The organism is Pseudomonas pharyngis, from assembly GCF_021602345.1.
In the GTDB taxonomy this organism is placed as follows: Bacteria; Pseudomonadota; Gammaproteobacteria; order Pseudomonadales; family Pseudomonadaceae; genus Aquipseudomonas; species Aquipseudomonas pharyngis.
Window position 1 is genome coordinate 55,141 of the sequence record NZ_BQID01000015.1, and the last position, 13,053, is coordinate 68,193.

At 60.4% G+C, this 13,053-nt stretch carries 14 protein-coding genes; 8 read left to right on the forward strand and 6 right to left on the reverse strand.

From position 1 onward, the window contains the following. Positions 1–5: 5 nt before the first annotated feature. The 3 genes from L6D74_RS24735 to L6D74_RS24745 all read left to right on the forward strand — a co-directional run bounded on the left by L6D74_RS24735 (position 6) and on the right by L6D74_RS24745 (position 3,255). On the forward strand, positions 6–1,256 hold the full coding sequence (locus L6D74_RS24735) for a lipoprotein-releasing ABC transporter permease subunit (protein WP_039772786.1): 1,251 nt from the start codon (positions 6–8) through the stop codon (positions 1,254–1,256). Between the two features lie 7 nt (positions 1,257–1,263). Next, positions 1,264–1,947: a lipoprotein-releasing ABC transporter ATP-binding protein LolD gene (lolD, locus tag L6D74_RS24740; protein ID WP_162831788.1), complete on the forward strand. Its 684-nt coding sequence runs from the start codon at positions 1,264–1,266 to the stop codon at positions 1,945–1,947. A gap of 63 nt (positions 1,948–2,010) precedes the next feature. Further along, the gene (locus L6D74_RS24745) at positions 2,011–3,255 is read left to right on the forward strand and encodes a lipoprotein-releasing ABC transporter permease subunit (protein WP_064598104.1); all 1,245 of its coding nucleotides are present in this window, start codon (positions 2,011–2,013) and stop codon (positions 3,253–3,255) included. A 30-nt stretch (positions 3,256–3,285) separates the two neighbouring features. On the opposite strand, the gene L6D74_RS24750 is transcribed toward L6D74_RS24745, so the two are convergent. Beyond that, positions 3,286–4,626: a heavy metal sensor histidine kinase gene (locus L6D74_RS24750; protein WP_236190838.1), complete on the reverse strand. Its 1,341-nt coding sequence runs from the start codon at positions 4,624–4,626 to the stop codon at positions 3,286–3,288. Next, complete coding sequence (locus L6D74_RS24755) at positions 4,626–5,306, reverse strand: heavy metal response regulator transcription factor (protein ID WP_236190840.1); 681 nt, start codon at positions 5,304–5,306, stop codon at positions 4,626–4,628. Before L6D74_RS24755 ends, L6D74_RS24750 begins: the two co-directional genes overlap by 1 nt. A gap of 154 nt (positions 5,307–5,460) precedes the next feature. On the opposite strand from L6D74_RS24755, the gene copI reads away from it, so the two are divergent. Together copI and queF are read left to right on the forward strand one after the other, a co-directional pair. Next, positions 5,461–5,994 carry a copper-resistant cuproprotein CopI gene (copI, locus tag L6D74_RS24760; RefSeq protein ID WP_445009183.1) on the forward strand — a complete coding sequence of 178 codons (534 nt, stop codon included), beginning with the start codon at positions 5,461–5,463 and terminating at the stop codon, positions 5,992–5,994. A gap of 61 nt (positions 5,995–6,055) precedes the next feature. After that, positions 6,056–6,886, forward strand: a complete 831-nt coding sequence (queF, locus tag L6D74_RS24765) for an NADPH-dependent 7-cyano-7-deazaguanine reductase QueF (RefSeq protein ID WP_236190842.1) — start codon at positions 6,056–6,058, stop codon at positions 6,884–6,886. 64 nt (positions 6,887–6,950) lie between these two features. Here queF and L6D74_RS24770 read toward each other — a convergent pair whose 3' ends face one another. Together L6D74_RS24770 and L6D74_RS24775 are read right to left on the reverse strand one after the other, a co-directional pair. Beyond that, on the reverse strand, positions 6,951–7,214 hold the full coding sequence (locus L6D74_RS24770; RefSeq protein WP_039772780.1) for a DUF4404 family protein: 264 nt from the start codon (positions 7,212–7,214) through the stop codon (positions 6,951–6,953). 108 nt (positions 7,215–7,322) lie between these two features. Then, the gene (locus tag L6D74_RS24775; protein ID WP_236190844.1) at positions 7,323–7,943 is read right to left on the reverse strand and encodes an HAD superfamily inactivated hydrolase PcrP; all 621 of its coding nucleotides are present in this window, start codon (positions 7,941–7,943) and stop codon (positions 7,323–7,325) included. Between the two features lie 187 nt (positions 7,944–8,130). Between L6D74_RS24775 and L6D74_RS24780 the strand changes: the two genes are divergently transcribed. The 3 genes from L6D74_RS24780 to rssC all read left to right on the forward strand — a co-directional run bounded on the left by L6D74_RS24780 (position 8,131) and on the right by rssC (position 10,806). Next, entirely contained in the window at positions 8,131–8,820 is a 690-nt protein-coding gene (locus tag L6D74_RS24780) for an MlaA family lipoprotein (RefSeq protein ID WP_011335174.1), read from the forward strand. A 322-nt stretch (positions 8,821–9,142) separates the two neighbouring features. After that, positions 9,143–10,324: a two-component system response regulator RssB gene (gene rssB / locus L6D74_RS24785; RefSeq protein ID WP_041475374.1), complete on the forward strand. Its 1,182-nt coding sequence runs from the start codon at positions 9,143–9,145 to the stop codon at positions 10,322–10,324. After that, complete coding sequence (gene rssC, locus L6D74_RS24790) at positions 10,324–10,806, forward strand: anti-sigma factor antagonist RssC (RefSeq protein WP_003226553.1); 483 nt, start codon at positions 10,324–10,326, stop codon at positions 10,804–10,806. The genes rssB and rssC overlap by 1 nt, the downstream gene beginning before the upstream one ends. A 73-nt stretch (positions 10,807–10,879) precedes the next feature. Here rssC and tal read toward each other — a convergent pair whose 3' ends face one another. Both tal and L6D74_RS24800 read right to left on the reverse strand, forming a co-directional pair. Then, on the reverse strand, positions 10,880–11,806 hold the full coding sequence (gene tal / locus L6D74_RS24795; protein ID WP_039772777.1) for a transaldolase: 927 nt from the start codon (positions 11,804–11,806) through the stop codon (positions 10,880–10,882). A gap of 187 nt (positions 11,807–11,993) precedes the next feature. Beyond that, positions 11,994–12,935 carry a glycosyl hydrolase family 5 gene (locus L6D74_RS24800; RefSeq protein ID WP_236190846.1) on the reverse strand — a complete coding sequence of 314 codons (942 nt, stop codon included), beginning with the start codon at positions 12,933–12,935 and terminating at the stop codon, positions 11,994–11,996. Positions 12,936–13,053 lie beyond the last annotated feature (118 nt).

Sequence of the window (13,053 nt, forward strand, 5' to 3'; positions counted from 1 at the left end):
CCGACATGTTCAGACCTCTCTTCGTATTTATCGGCACGCGTTATACCCGTGCAAAGCGTCGCAATCATTTTGTGTCATTCATTTCCCTGACTTCGATGATCGGGCTCGCCCTTGGCGTGGTCGTGATGATCGTGGTGCTGTCGGTAATGAACGGCTTCGATCATGAGATGCGCACCCGCGTGCTGGGCATGGTGCCCCACGCGACCATCGAGTCCGGTGAAGCCATCAACGACTGGCCGAGCCTGGCCGCCAAGGTCAAGCAGAACCCGCAGGTGGCGGCCGTCGCGCCGTTCACCCAGATGCAGGGGTTGCTGACCAACAACGGCCAGGTCTCCAAGGTGTTGCTCAATGCCATCGACCCGGCGCTGGAGCGCAACGTCTCGATCATCGACAACTTCATGAAGCAGGGCAAACTCGACGATCTGACGCCGGGCAGCTTCGGCATCGTGATTGGCGACAAGGCCGCGACCAAGCTCGGCGTGGGCCTCGGTGACAAGATCACCTTCGTCGCACCGGAGGTCAGTGTGACCCCGGCCGGGATGTTCCCGCGCATGAAGCGCTTCACCGTGGTCGGCATCTTTCATGTCGGCGCCGGTGAACTGGACGGCTATCTGGGCGTGACCAACCTGCAGGATCTGGCGAAGATGCATCGCTGGAAGCCTGATCAGGTGCAGGGCCTGCGCCTGAAGTTCGACGATCTGTTCCAGGCCCCGCGTGAGGCGTGGAACATCGCCCAACGCCTCGGCGAAGACCGTTACTACGCCCGCGACTGGACCCGTACCCACGGCAACCTGTATCAGGCGATCCGCATGGAAAAAGCCATGATCGGCCTGCTGTTGCTGCTGATCGTCGCGGTGGCCGCGTTCAACATCATTTCCACGCTGGTGATGGTGGTGAATGACAAGAAGGGCGATATCGCCATTCTGCGCACACTGGGCGCCACGCCGGGCACGATCATGCGCACGTTCATGGTGCAGGGCACGGTGATCGGCGTGGTCGGCACGGCCATCGGCGCCGTGGTCGGGATCTTCGCCGCGCTCAACGTCAGCGCCGCGATTTCGGCCCTCGAAGGCGTGATCGGACACAAATTCCTCAACGCCGATGTGTATTTCATCGATTACCTGCCGTCGCAGGTGCAGAGCCAGGACGTGGTCATGGTCTGCGCCGCTGCGTTGGTCCTGAGTTTCCTCGCCACCCTGTATCCAGCCTGGCGTGCCGCGCGCACCCAGCCGGCGGAGGCGTTACGTTATGAGTGAGTCGGGCATGAGTGAAAAAGCAATCTTGAGCTGCCGCAACCTGGGTAAATCCTACGAGGAAGGCCCGGAGTCGGTGGAAGTGCTGGCCAACCTGCAACTGGAACTGCATCCGGGTGAGCGGGTGGCGATCGTCGGCAAGTCCGGTTCGGGCAAAAGTACCTTGCTCAACCTGCTGGGCGGTCTCGATACGCCGACCAAGGGCGGTGTCTGGCTCGACGGTGAAGAACTGTCGGCGCTGAGCGAGAAGAAGCGTGGCCTGCTGCGTAACCGCGCCCTCGGGTTCGTGTACCAGTTCCACCACTTGCTGCCGGAGTTCACCGCGCTGGAAAACGTCTGCATGCCGCTGCTGATCGGCAAGACCGCGATCCCGGAAGCACGTCAGCGTGCCACGGCGTTGCTGGAACGGGTCGGCCTGGGTCATCGCCTGGAGCACAAACCGGCAGAGCTGTCCGGTGGCGAACGCCAGCGCGTGGCCATCGCCCGGGCGCTGGTGAACAATCCAGGGCTGGTGATGCTCGACGAGCCGACCGGCAACCTCGACTCCCATACCGCCGAAGGCATTCAGGATCTGATGCTGGAACTCAGCACGTCGATGCGCACGGCGTTTCTGGTGGTGACTCACGACATGAACCTGGCTCGCCAGATGGACCGCGTCCTGCAGCTGCAGGAAGGTTGCCTGACCCCCATCTGACGGCTTGAAACCCGATGCCTGAAAAGGTGTCGGGTCTTTTATTTTTATACGGTGCCCCAGCGAATGTTCAGACCGTTATCGATCTTTATCGGCACGCGCTATACCCGCGCCAAGCGCCGCAATCGCTTTGTTTCGTTCATTTCGATGACCTCGATGATCGGCCTCGCCCTCGGCGTGCTGGCGATGATCGTGGTGCTGTCGGTGATGAACGGCTTCCAGCGCGAAATGAGCTCGCGCATCCTCGGCATGGTGCCTCACGCGACCATCGTCGGCGTCAAGCCGATCGACGACTGGCAGCCAGTGGCCGCCGCCGCGATGAAGAACCCGGAAGTGACAGCCGCCGTGCCGTTCACCGAGATGGAAGGCATGCTGTCCTACAAGGGCATGATGCAGCCGATCCAGATCAGCGGCGTCGACCCGGCTCAGGAAGGCAAGGTGTCGATCGTTGCCCAACACATTGTTCAGGGTCGTCTCGATGCCTTGAAACCGGGTGAGTTCGGCGTAGTGCTGGGCGAAATCACCGCTCGGCGTTTTCGCCTCAACGTCGGCGACAAGATCACCCTGATCGTGCCGGAAGTCAGCACCGCACCGGGCGGCATCACTCCGCGCATGCAGCGCTTGAACGTGGTCGGCGTGTTCAAGGTCGGTGCCGAACTCGACGGTTCCATGGGCCTGATCCACGTCTCCGACGCCGCGACCATGCAGCACTGGGAGCCGAATCAGGTGCAGAGCGTGCGTCTGGCGGTGAAGGATCTGTACGCCGCGCCGAAGGTTTCCTCGGACATTGCCACCGGCCTCGGCACCGACTTCAAGGCTGACGACTGGACCCATACCCAGGGCAGTCTGTTCAGCGCGATGAAGATGGAAAAAACCATGATCGGCCTGTTGCTGCTGATGATCGTCGCGGTGGCAGCGTTCAACATCATTGCGACCCTGATCATGGTGGTGAACGACAAGGGCGCGGACATCGCGATCCTGCGCACCATCGGCGCCACGCCACGGCAGATCATGGCGATCTTCATGGTGCAGGGCACCGTGATCGGCATCGTCGGCACCATCATTGGTGGCGTGCTGGGCGTGATTGCGGCGCTGAACGTCAGTGAGATGGTGGGCTGGGTCGAGCGGGTGACCGGGCAGCACATCTTCAGTTCGGACGTGTATTTCGTCAGCAACCTGCCATCGGAATTGCAGGGCGGCGACGTGCTGCTGATCTGCTCGGCGGGCTTCATCCTCAGCTTCCTGGCCACCGTTTACCCGGCCTGGCGGGCGGCAAAGATCGAACCGGCGCACGCGTTGCGCTATTCGTAAGTTCCCCCATTGAGGCCGGCATTGCCGGCCTCAATCGTTTTTCGGCAACTCAATCACAAACCGCGTCCAGCCCTGAGCCGATTCGCAATGAATCTGCCCGCCATGAGCGCGGATGATCGACTGAGTAATCGCCAGCCCCAATCCCGCATGCTCGCTGCTGCCTTCCTGGCGCGCCGGGTCCGCACGGTAGAAACGGTCAAACAAACGCGGCAACAAGTCCGCAGAAATCCCTTCGCCACTGTTCTCCACGGTCACCCTCAAGGATTTAGCCTGCTCGGTGACCCGAATGCGCACCTCGCCGTTTGCAGGGGTAAAGCGCAACGCGTTATCCAGCAGATTCGATAGCGCCCGGCGCAACATCGGGCGATCCCCCTCGAGCTGCCCCGCACCGTCACGGCTCAGGCTGACCTGAGCGTCTTCAGCCAGCGGCGCAAAAAACTCCAGCAACGCATCGGCTTCTTCCGCCAGCTCCAGCGGTTCACGCTTGGGCACCAGCAAACCGTGGTCAGCCTTGGCCAGATAAAGCATGTCGTTGACCAGTTGCGCCATCCATTGCAGCTCTTCAAGGTTGCTGTGCAATGCCTCGCGATAGTCTTCGAGGGGGCGAGGGCGGGTCAGGGTGACCTGGGTGTGGGTCAGCAGATTGGAAAGTGGTGTGCGTAGCTCATGGGCGATGTCGGCGGAGAACGCTGACAGCCGCTGAAAAGAGTCATCGAGGCGTCCGAGCATGGCGTTGAAGCTGTGGGCCAATTCCGCGAGCTCTGCAGGCATCCGCGCTTCCGGCAGTCGGGCATTCAGCGATTGCGCCGAAATCCCACGGGCCACGGCACTCATGCGGCGTAGCGGACGAAGACCGCTGCGGGCAGCCCAAGCACCGAGCAGCGCGGTGGCTAGCGCCGAGAGGCCGACGGTCAGCCAGATCAGATGCTGCATGCGTTGCAGGAAGTGCTGGTGGTGGGTGATGTCCAGCAGCAAGGTCAACTGCGGTGAGTCGGGTTTTCCCGGTTCAAGCGCGGCGTTGAGCAGGCGATAGTCGGTGCCGTTGTCGTTGATGGTGGCCAGACCGGGTTGCTGCGGCAGGTTTGCCGGGGCATGCAACGAGCGACCGAACCAGCGCTGCCCCTCAGGGCCGCTGACGCGCAACGTGATATCGCCCTGTTGGCTCAACTCATCGGTGATGTGCGCGGCGTCGCTGCCACTCAGCAGCGTCTGACGTACGCCGAGCAGTTTTCCTTCGAGCAGTTGCTGGTCGAGCTCGACGAAGTGGCCCTCGCTGGCTCGATTGAAAACCACCCCGGCGACTAGCGAAACCACTGCGGTGCAGCCTGCAAACAACAGCGCCAGCCGGCCGCTCAAGGACAGTCGGCGCATCAGTCGGTACGCTCTTCAAGGACGTAACCCATGCCGCGAACGGTGTGAATCAGCTTGTTGGGGAAGTCGTCGTCGATCTTCAGGCGCAGTCGGCGAATCGCTACTTCGATGACGTTGGTGTCGCTGTCGAAGTTCATGTCCCAGACCTGTGAGGCGATCAGCGATTTGGGCAGTACTTCGCCCTGGCGGCGCAGGAGCATTTCCAGCAGGGCAAACTCCTTGGCGGTGAGGTCGATGCGTTGGCCGCTGCGTTCGACCCGGCGGCGGATCAGGTCCAGGCTCAAATCGGCCAGGCGCAGGCTGGTTTCCTGAGGTGTGGAACTGCCGCGGCGCAACAGGCTGCGCACCCGGGCCAGTAATTCGGAGAAGGCGAACGGTTTGACCAGATAATCGTCGGCGCCCAGTTCGAGACCATGCACACGGTCTTCAACGGTGTCCTTTGCGGTCAAAAACAGGATCGGCGTTTCCAGACCGGCGCTGCGCACCGCTTGCAGGATTTGCCAGCCATTGCGTCCGGGCAGCATCACGTCGAGGATCAGCAGCGCATAATCGCCGCTCAACGCCAATTGCTGGCCGGTGGAGCCGTCGGCCACCAGTTCGGTGTTGAAACCGGCCTCGGTCAGGCCCTGGCGCAGGTACTGGCCGGTTTTCGGTTGGTCTTCGACGATCAGCAGTTTCATGGGCGACTCGGGTAGCGGGAACGAGGACGTTATACCGTGGGCAAACGCGGTGAGCGCCAACCTGACAAAGTTGTAATCTGCCTGTCAGGTCGCTGCCAGCGCAGGCGGGCTAGAGTTTCCCACAGGCTGAACCTTGATTTGTTGGAGTACGACTATGTTTTTGCGCAACCGTCTGGCCCTTGCCGCGTGTCTGATGGCGCTCAGTTCGCCGCTGTGGGCATCGCCGGCGCACACCTATGACTTCGGCCAGCCGGCCCCGGCGTCCAAGGCCACCCGCAGCATTGAAGTGGTGATGGGCGACATGAGCTTCGATCCGAAGGCGATCGAGATCAAGGCCGGTGAGACCGTTCGTTTTGTGCTGGTGAATAAAGGCCGGTTGCTGCATGAATTCAACCTTGGCGACGCGGCGATGCATGCAAAACATCAGCAGGAAATGTTACAGATGCAGCAAAGCGGCATGCTCACGCCGACCGGCATGAAGGAAATGTCCCACGACATGGCGGGCATGGATCACGGCTCGATGGGGCATGGCATGAAGCACGACGACCCCAACAGCGTGCTGGTGGAGCCGGGCAAGACCGCCGAACTGACCTGGACCTTCAGCAAAGCGGTGAACCTGGAATTTGCCTGCAACATTCCCGGGCATTATCAGGCGGGAATGGTCGGCAAACTGACTGTCAGTCAGTAAGCACTCAAAGGCGGGAGCAAAGGCTGGTAGAATCCGCTGATTCTTCAGTCAGGTTTCCGCCATGCATCCCGCAGCCGAACATTCGCCGCTGGGCAAATCCAGCGAATACATCGCCACGTACACGCCATCCCTGCTGTTCCCGATTCCGCGCACTGCGAAATGGGCCGAGCTGGGCCTGACCGCCGAAACCCTGCCGTATAAAGGCGTGGATTTCTGGAACTGCTTCGAGCTGTCGTGGCTGCTGCCGTCGGGCAAACCGGTGGTGGCGATCGGTGAATTCAGCATTCCGGCGGATTCGCCGAACATCATCGAATCCAAGTCGTTCAAGCTGTACCTGAACTCGCTGAACCAGACGCCGTTTGCCGACATCGCGAGTCTCGAAGCAACGCTGGTCAAGGACTTGTCCGCTGCTGCCGGCAAACCGGTGGGCGTGCGGGTCCGCAGCCTGAAAGACGTCGAAGCCGAAGGCGTTGTCGCGCTGCCGGGCGTGTGCATCGACGATGTGGATATCAGCGTCAGCAACTACGAACACCCGCGTCCTGAACTGCTGCGCTGCGACGATTCGCGCGTGGTGGAGGAGAGCGTGCACAGTCATCTGCTCAAATCCAACTGCCCGGTGACGAGCCAGCCGGACTGGGGCAGCGTGGTGGTGGAATACCGTGGCGCGGCGCTGGATCACGCCAGCCTGCTGGAATACATCGTCAGCTTCCGCCAGCACTCGGACTTCCACGAGCAGTGCGTGGAGCGGATCTTCCTTGACCTGCAGCGCCTGCTGAAACCGGAAAAACTCACGGTGTTTGCGCGTTATGTGCGCCGGGGCGGGCTGGACATCAATCCGTACCGCAGCACTGAAAGCGTGCAACTGCCGAACCATCGTCTGGTTCGTCAGTAACCCGTATCGCAGACATGAAAAAGCCCTGCCAATGATGGCAGGGCTTTTTTGCATTCGCGGGGTCTCAGATGCCCATGCTGACCAGGGAATTCATGATGTTGCGCAGTGTGCCGGCGATGGTGGGGTGATCAACTTCAAAACGCTCAACGGCCAGGTTCACGCCATCGGCAATGTTGGAGTCCTTGGTTTTGGTTTCCAGTTCAAGTTCCAGTTCGATCTGTTCCATCAGGGCATGTAGATCAGCGCGCTCGGCTTCGGTCAGCGGAGGATTTTGATCCAGTTGCTCGCGCAGGGCATTGAGCTGTTTCTGCAGTTCTTGAGCGGGCATGGTTGTTTCCTTTTATCGAGAGGCACTGGCATAGACCGCAGCCGTGCGCCAAAGGTCTATGGCTCTCCTTAAGACTAATCCACTCTTGGCCAACCTGCATGATCCCGGTCAGGGCTTTTCGCCTTTGAGGCGACGCAGGTTGATGTCCGCGAGGCAAGTGTCGAGCTCGCCCAGATGATCGATCACCGAGTGCACGCCGAGGCCGAACAGCTGCACCGTCGCCTTGCCGCGCAGTTGTTCGCGCTCCTTCTGGCTCAGGGCCTGCCATTCACTCGGCGCCAGGCCGCACAGTGAACCGCAGGACGCCAGGCCAATGGTCCACAACCCGGCATTGAGGCCCGATTGCAGCAGGCGCGGTTCGCCGCTGACCAGTACGCAACCGTCGAGGCGATCGACATTCAATCCCATCAACGCTTGCCAGCAGGCGTTGGGCGCCGGCCAAGGATTGATTGTTGCCGAATATTGCGATGGTTTGATCCAGTCTGGCAGCGCCGATGCCAGTACCTGAGTGCTCGCGATGGACAACTCATCCAGCCAGGCGCAGGGAATTTGCTGGCGCTGCAGGCTGCGCAGGCCGTCGAGGGCGCCGGGTGTCACGTCGGCGTGTTCCGGGCCGATGCTCGTCTGATGGCGGGCACGCGCGCCGAAGTCCACCAGACAACCACTGAGTCCGAACAGCACGGCGGTCAGCGTCGGTGCCGCGAGGGGCAAGGCTTCGGCTTGAGGCATGGAAAAACGTCCCTGAAATAGCGAACAGGCTAGGCAACATCGGTGACAGTTGCATGACAGGCCAGTGACGAAGCGTCCTACAGAGGGTTTCACCGGGGGAACTGCCTAAAGCGCCGTTTCCGTCTTATACTGACGCACTAATCGCCGCGGCCCAGGTGCTGCGTCCGTACTATCCAAGGAGTTTTCTATGCGCTGGAGCCATCCTCTTGCTCAGCTTTGTGTATGTGCCAGCGTAATGCTGGTGCCGTTCGCCGCTCAGGCCGCAACGGAAGAAGATCCTTGGGAAAGCGTCAACCGTCCGATTTTCCAGTTCAACGATTTCGTTGATACCTATGCGCTGAAGCCTCTGGCGCAGGGCTATGAATTTGTTACTCCGCAATTCCTGGAAGACGGCATCCACAACATGTTCCGCAACGTCGGTGATGTCACCAACCTGGCGAACAATATTCTTCAGGCTAAACCGGCTGCGGCGGGCGTCGACACCGCGCGCCTGATCTTCAACACCACGTTCGGCCTGCTCGGATTCTTCGATGTCGGCACCAAAATGGGCCTGAACCGCAGCGACGAAGACTTCGGCCAGACCCTCGGCTACTGGGGCGTCGGCAGCGGTCCTTACGTGATGCTGCCGCTGATGGGCCCGAGCACACTGCGTGACGCGCCGTCCAAGTACGTCGACAGCTTCACCGGCCCGTATCGCTACATCAACGACGTGCCAGTGCGTAACTCGATTTTCGGCCTGAACATCGTCGACACCCGCGCCAGCCTGTTGTCCAGCGAGAAGCTGATCAGCGGCGACAAGTACACTTTCATCCGCAACGCCTACCTGCAGAACCGCGAGTTCAAGGTCAAGGACGGGCAGGTTGAAGACGATTTCTGATCTCGATTGATCGGTATGAAAGGGCGACCGCGAGGTCGCCTTTTTTGTGGGCGCGTCCAATGATTGGGTTACGGTTGAAGCCGTTCTTATAACTGCGAGTGATTTGACAAACAAAGTCTCCAAGCGACCATCGGCGCATGCTTGAAACGCTCGAAGGATGGGAGTACCGTCTGCGCCTTAGAAGGGCACCTCTGGTGCAACCGTGTGCGGCGCGAATGCTCCGAAGCGGTGCAGCAGAGAGGCTAGAAAGCGAATCCAGTAGTCTGCGCCGGGCCGTTGCCCCGCCTGCTACGCCAACCTAATTCTGGCGCCGTTTGCCCACATGCCAAAAACCAGTGCCACGCTGCTGATAATCGATGATGACGAAGTAGTGCGCGCGAGCCTCGCGGCCTATTTGGAAGACAGTGGTTTCAGCGTCTTGCAGGCCAGTAACGGCCAGCAGGGTCTTCAGGTATTCGAGCAAGACACGCCCGACTTGGTCATCTGCGATCTGCGCATGCCGCAGATGGGCGGTCTCGAACTCATCCGTCAGGTCACTGAGCGGTCGCCGCAGACACCGGTGATCGTGGTCTCGGGCGCCGGCGTGATGAACGATGCGGTCGAGGCCCTGCGCCTGGGCGCGGCGGATTATCTGATCAAGCCTCTCGAAGATCTGGCTGTGCTCGAGCACTCCGTGCGCCGGGCCCTGGATCGTGCGCGTCTGCTGCTGGAAAACCAGCGCTACCGCGAGAAACTGGAAAAGGCCAACCGCGAACTCGAAGCCAGCCTGAACCTGCTCCAGGAAGACCAGAACGCCGGTCGCCAGGTGCAGATGAACATGCTGCCGGAAAGTCCGTGGGCCATCGACGAATTCAGGTTTGCGCACCAGATCATCCCGTCGCTGTACTTGTCGGGTGATTTTGTCGACTACTTCCGGGTCGACGAGCGCCGGGTGGCGTTCTACCTGGCGGACGTGTCCGGTCATGGCGCCTCTTCGGCGTTCGTCACCGTGCTGCTGAAGTTCATGACCACGCGCCTGCTGTTCGAATCCAAGCGCAACGGCACGCTGCCGGAATTCAAGCCTTCGGAAGTCCTCGGTCATATCAACCGGGGGCTGATCAGTTGTAAGCTGGGTAAACACGTCACAATGGTCGGTGGAGTCATCGACGAGGAGACCGGTTTGTTGACCTATAGCATCGGCGGCCATCTGCCGTTGCCTGTGTTGTACACGCCTGACAGTGTTCGCTACCTCGAGGGGCGCGGTCTGCCGGTGGGGCTTTTCAACGAAGCCACCTACGAAGACCACGTGCTCGAGCTGCCACCGACGTTCAGCCTGACGCTGATGTCTGATGGCATTCTGGATCTTTTGCCAGAGCCCACACTCAAAGAGAAAGAAGCCGCTTTACCGCAAAAGGTGAAGTCGGCGGGCGGCAGCCTGGATGGTCTGCGGCAGGTTTTTGGATTGGCCACGCTAGGGGAGATGCCGGATGATATCGCCCTGTTGGTGTTGAGCAGGAATCTTTGATGAGTACCGGTAGAATCCAGTTCGCCGAGCAGGACGGCACCTTCGTCCTGAAGTTCGTCGGTGAAGTTCGCCTGACCCTGTGTTCGGCGTTGGATGCGACTATTGAAAAAATCTTCACCGCGCTGAATTTCAACGCGATCGTGATCGATTTGACCGAAACCCGCAGCATCGACAGCACCACCCTGGGCCTGCTGGCCAAGCTGTCGATCCTGTCGCGGCAGAAGGTCGGCCTGCTGCCGACCGTGGTCACCACCCACGAGGACATCACCCGTCTGCTGCAGTCGATGGGTTTCGAGCAGGTGTTCAATATCGTCAACCATCCCGTGCCGTGCCCGGAATGCCTTGATGACCTGCCGGATCAGGATCAGTCGGAAGAGGTGGTGCGGATCAAGGTGCTCGAAGCGCACAAGATCCTCATGGGCCTGAACGACTCCAACCGCGAAGCCTTCCATGACCTGGTGAATGCCCTCGAACGGCACTGATCAGCCAGACCGCAAGGCACAAAAAAGGGCGAACCTGTGAGGGTTCGCCCTTTTTGCGTTTGCGCTCGGCTGATTACAGCTTGGCTTGCAGCAGCGCCTCGAGTTTTTCCTGGTCGCGGGCAAACTGACGGATGCCTTCGGCCAGTTTCTCGGTGGCCATCGCGTCTTCGTTGGACAACCAGCGGAATTGCGCTTCGTTGAGGCTCAGGCGCGCTTCGCCAGCATGGCCCGGAGCGAGTTTGCGTTCCAGCTTGCCGGTGTCGGCCGCCAGTTTCTCGATCAGGTCCGGGCTGATGGTGAGGCGGTCGCAGCCGGCCAGTTGCTCGATCTGACTCAGATTGCGGAAGCTCGCGCCCATGACCACGGTCTTGTAGTCATTGGCCTTGTAGTAGTTGTAGATGCGCGTCACGGACTGCACGCCCGGATCGTCGGCACCGGTGTAGTCGTTGCCGTTGGCCTTCTTGTACCAGTCGTAGATGCGGCCCACGAACGGCGAGATCAGGAACACGCCGGCATCGGCGCAGGCAGCGGCCTGAGCGAAGGAGAACAGCAGGGTGAGGTTGGTCTGGATGCCTTCCTTCTCGAGGATCTCGGCAGCGCGGATGCCTTCCCAGGTCGAGGCGATCTTGATCAGTACGCGGTCACGGCCAACGCCGGCCTTGTCGTACAGCTCGATCAGGCGGTGGGCCCGTTTGAGCACTGCGTCCTTGTCGAACGACAGGCGTGCATCCACTTCAGTGGAAATACGGCCCGGGATCACTTTGAGGATTTCCTGACCGACCGCGACGCCGAAACGGTCGCTGGCCAGGCCGACATCGCCCTTGCAGTCGCCGACGCTGGCGTTCAGCAGTTCAGCGTAAGCCGGAATAGCCGCTGCCTTGAGCAGCAGGGAAGGGTTGGTGGTGGCGTCGACCGGTTTGACCCGGGCAATCGCTTCGAAGTCGCCGGTGTCGGCCACAACGGTGGTGAACTGTTTGAGTTGTTCCAGCTTGGAAGTCATGAGCGTGCTCTGTCCTATGGGTCTGGTGACATTACCCGAGCGTCGACAGCCACTCAAGGGCATGTCGGCGTATCGAGCGCCCCGGCGGCAACAACCTGAAAACGGCTGTTTGAAAGGCGGGGCGCGTATCGATCAATACGATGCCAAAAAGGACCACAGGTTCAAAGCAACTGACCCGCTGTACGGCTTAATCGGCGTTCAAATGCGTCGAGACCGCCGTCTGTGCCGGTTTCGGCTGGCCGTCGGAGGTCAGCAGGCCGAAATTCTTCTCCCGGTCGTTGCTGCCCGACTCGCTGTTCTTCCATTCGTAAATCGACGTCAGCGGAATGTTGAGTTTTTTAACATCGGCGATGAACGCAGAGATTTTAGTGGCTTGCCCTTCCGGCCCGCCGTTGGAGGCGAGCGCCGAGACGCCCCATTCACTGATGACGCCCGGCAGATGGAAGTTTTGCTGGATGAAGGTCTGCGCGTTACTGATCTGCGTCGCGGTCATGCCGTAGGGGTGATAGGAAATGGCGTCCAGGCACTCAGGATAAGTGCCGAGGATGCTGTTGAGGGCCACGGTCGAGGCGGAGCCGGCCGTCGGCGGACGGGCAAAACCGAAGCCCACCAAAGGCGTCGTTTGCGGTTTGCCCTGCAGCGTCTTGCACATGGCCGTCATGAACGGCACGAAGGTGTTCTTGAAGTCTCCAGTGGGCCAGTAGGTGTCGAGATCCGGCTCATTCCAGATCTCGATTCCCACCAGTTGCGCGCTCCAGGCTTGCTCAAGCCCGCTCACCGCGTTGGCAAAGGCTTCACCGGCGGTGGTCAGGTCACCGGTCAAGGGTTTGGTGGCGCGAATGGTCATCAAGACCGGCAACCCGGCGGACCGCGCCGTCGCAAACGCATCGCTGATCTGTTTCTGATAGGTCTTGCCGCCGAGGCTGTCGCTCCAGACGCCGAAGCGCACAAAGCTGAATCCTGCCGCTTTGATCTGCTCGGCGTCCGCCGGGGTGAAGTTCTGGATCTTGACCTGAACGCCAATGGTTCGGGTGGGCAATGACGGGAACAGCGTACTGGCGTGAACCTGCGCGGTAGCACTGAGCATCAACAGGGTGGCACCAAGATGTTTGAGATGTGCTGATTTCATGTCTGCTCTCCTGATGAGAATGACATCTAGCGAAAGGGTTATCTCGTTACACAGGTTTCGAGAGCGATAAATAGGCTTTAGTGCATGAATGTTATTTTTTGTCGGAAAACTTTCGCCT

Coding starts and splice junctions, on each gene's coding strand:
- L6D74_RS24735 (WP_039772786.1), top strand. CDS start 6: ATGTTCAGACCTCTCTTCGTATTTATCGGCACGCGTTATACCCGTGCA.
- lolD (WP_162831788.1), top strand. CDS start 1,264: ATGAGTGAAAAAGCAATCTTGAGCTGCCGCAACCTGGGTAAATCCTAC.
- L6D74_RS24745 (WP_064598104.1), top strand. CDS start 2,011: ATGTTCAGACCGTTATCGATCTTTATCGGCACGCGCTATACCCGCGCC.
- L6D74_RS24750 (WP_236190838.1), bottom strand. CDS start 4,626: ATGCGCCGACTGTCCTTGAGCGGCCGGCTGGCGCTGTTGTTTGCAGGC.
- L6D74_RS24755 (WP_236190840.1), bottom strand. CDS start 5,306: ATGAAACTGCTGATCGTCGAAGACCAACCGAAAACCGGCCAGTACCTG.
- copI (WP_445009183.1), top strand. CDS start 5,461: ATGTTTTTGCGCAACCGTCTGGCCCTTGCCGCGTGTCTGATGGCGCTC.
- queF (WP_236190842.1), top strand. CDS start 6,056: ATGCATCCCGCAGCCGAACATTCGCCGCTGGGCAAATCCAGCGAATAC.
- L6D74_RS24770 (WP_039772780.1), bottom strand. CDS start 7,214: ATGCCCGCTCAAGAACTGCAGAAACAGCTCAATGCCCTGCGCGAGCAA.
- L6D74_RS24775 (WP_236190844.1), bottom strand. CDS start 7,943: ATGCCTCAAGCCGAAGCCTTGCCCCTCGCGGCACCGACGCTGACCGCC.
- L6D74_RS24780 (WP_011335174.1), top strand. CDS start 8,131: ATGCGCTGGAGCCATCCTCTTGCTCAGCTTTGTGTATGTGCCAGCGTA.
- rssB (WP_041475374.1), top strand. CDS start 9,143: ATGCCAAAAACCAGTGCCACGCTGCTGATAATCGATGATGACGAAGTA.
- rssC (WP_003226553.1), top strand. CDS start 10,324: ATGAGTACCGGTAGAATCCAGTTCGCCGAGCAGGACGGCACCTTCGTC.
- tal (WP_039772777.1), bottom strand. CDS start 11,806: ATGACTTCCAAGCTGGAACAACTCAAACAGTTCACCACCGTTGTGGCC.
- L6D74_RS24800 (WP_236190846.1), bottom strand. CDS start 12,935: ATGAAATCAGCACATCTCAAACATCTTGGTGCCACCCTGTTGATGCTC.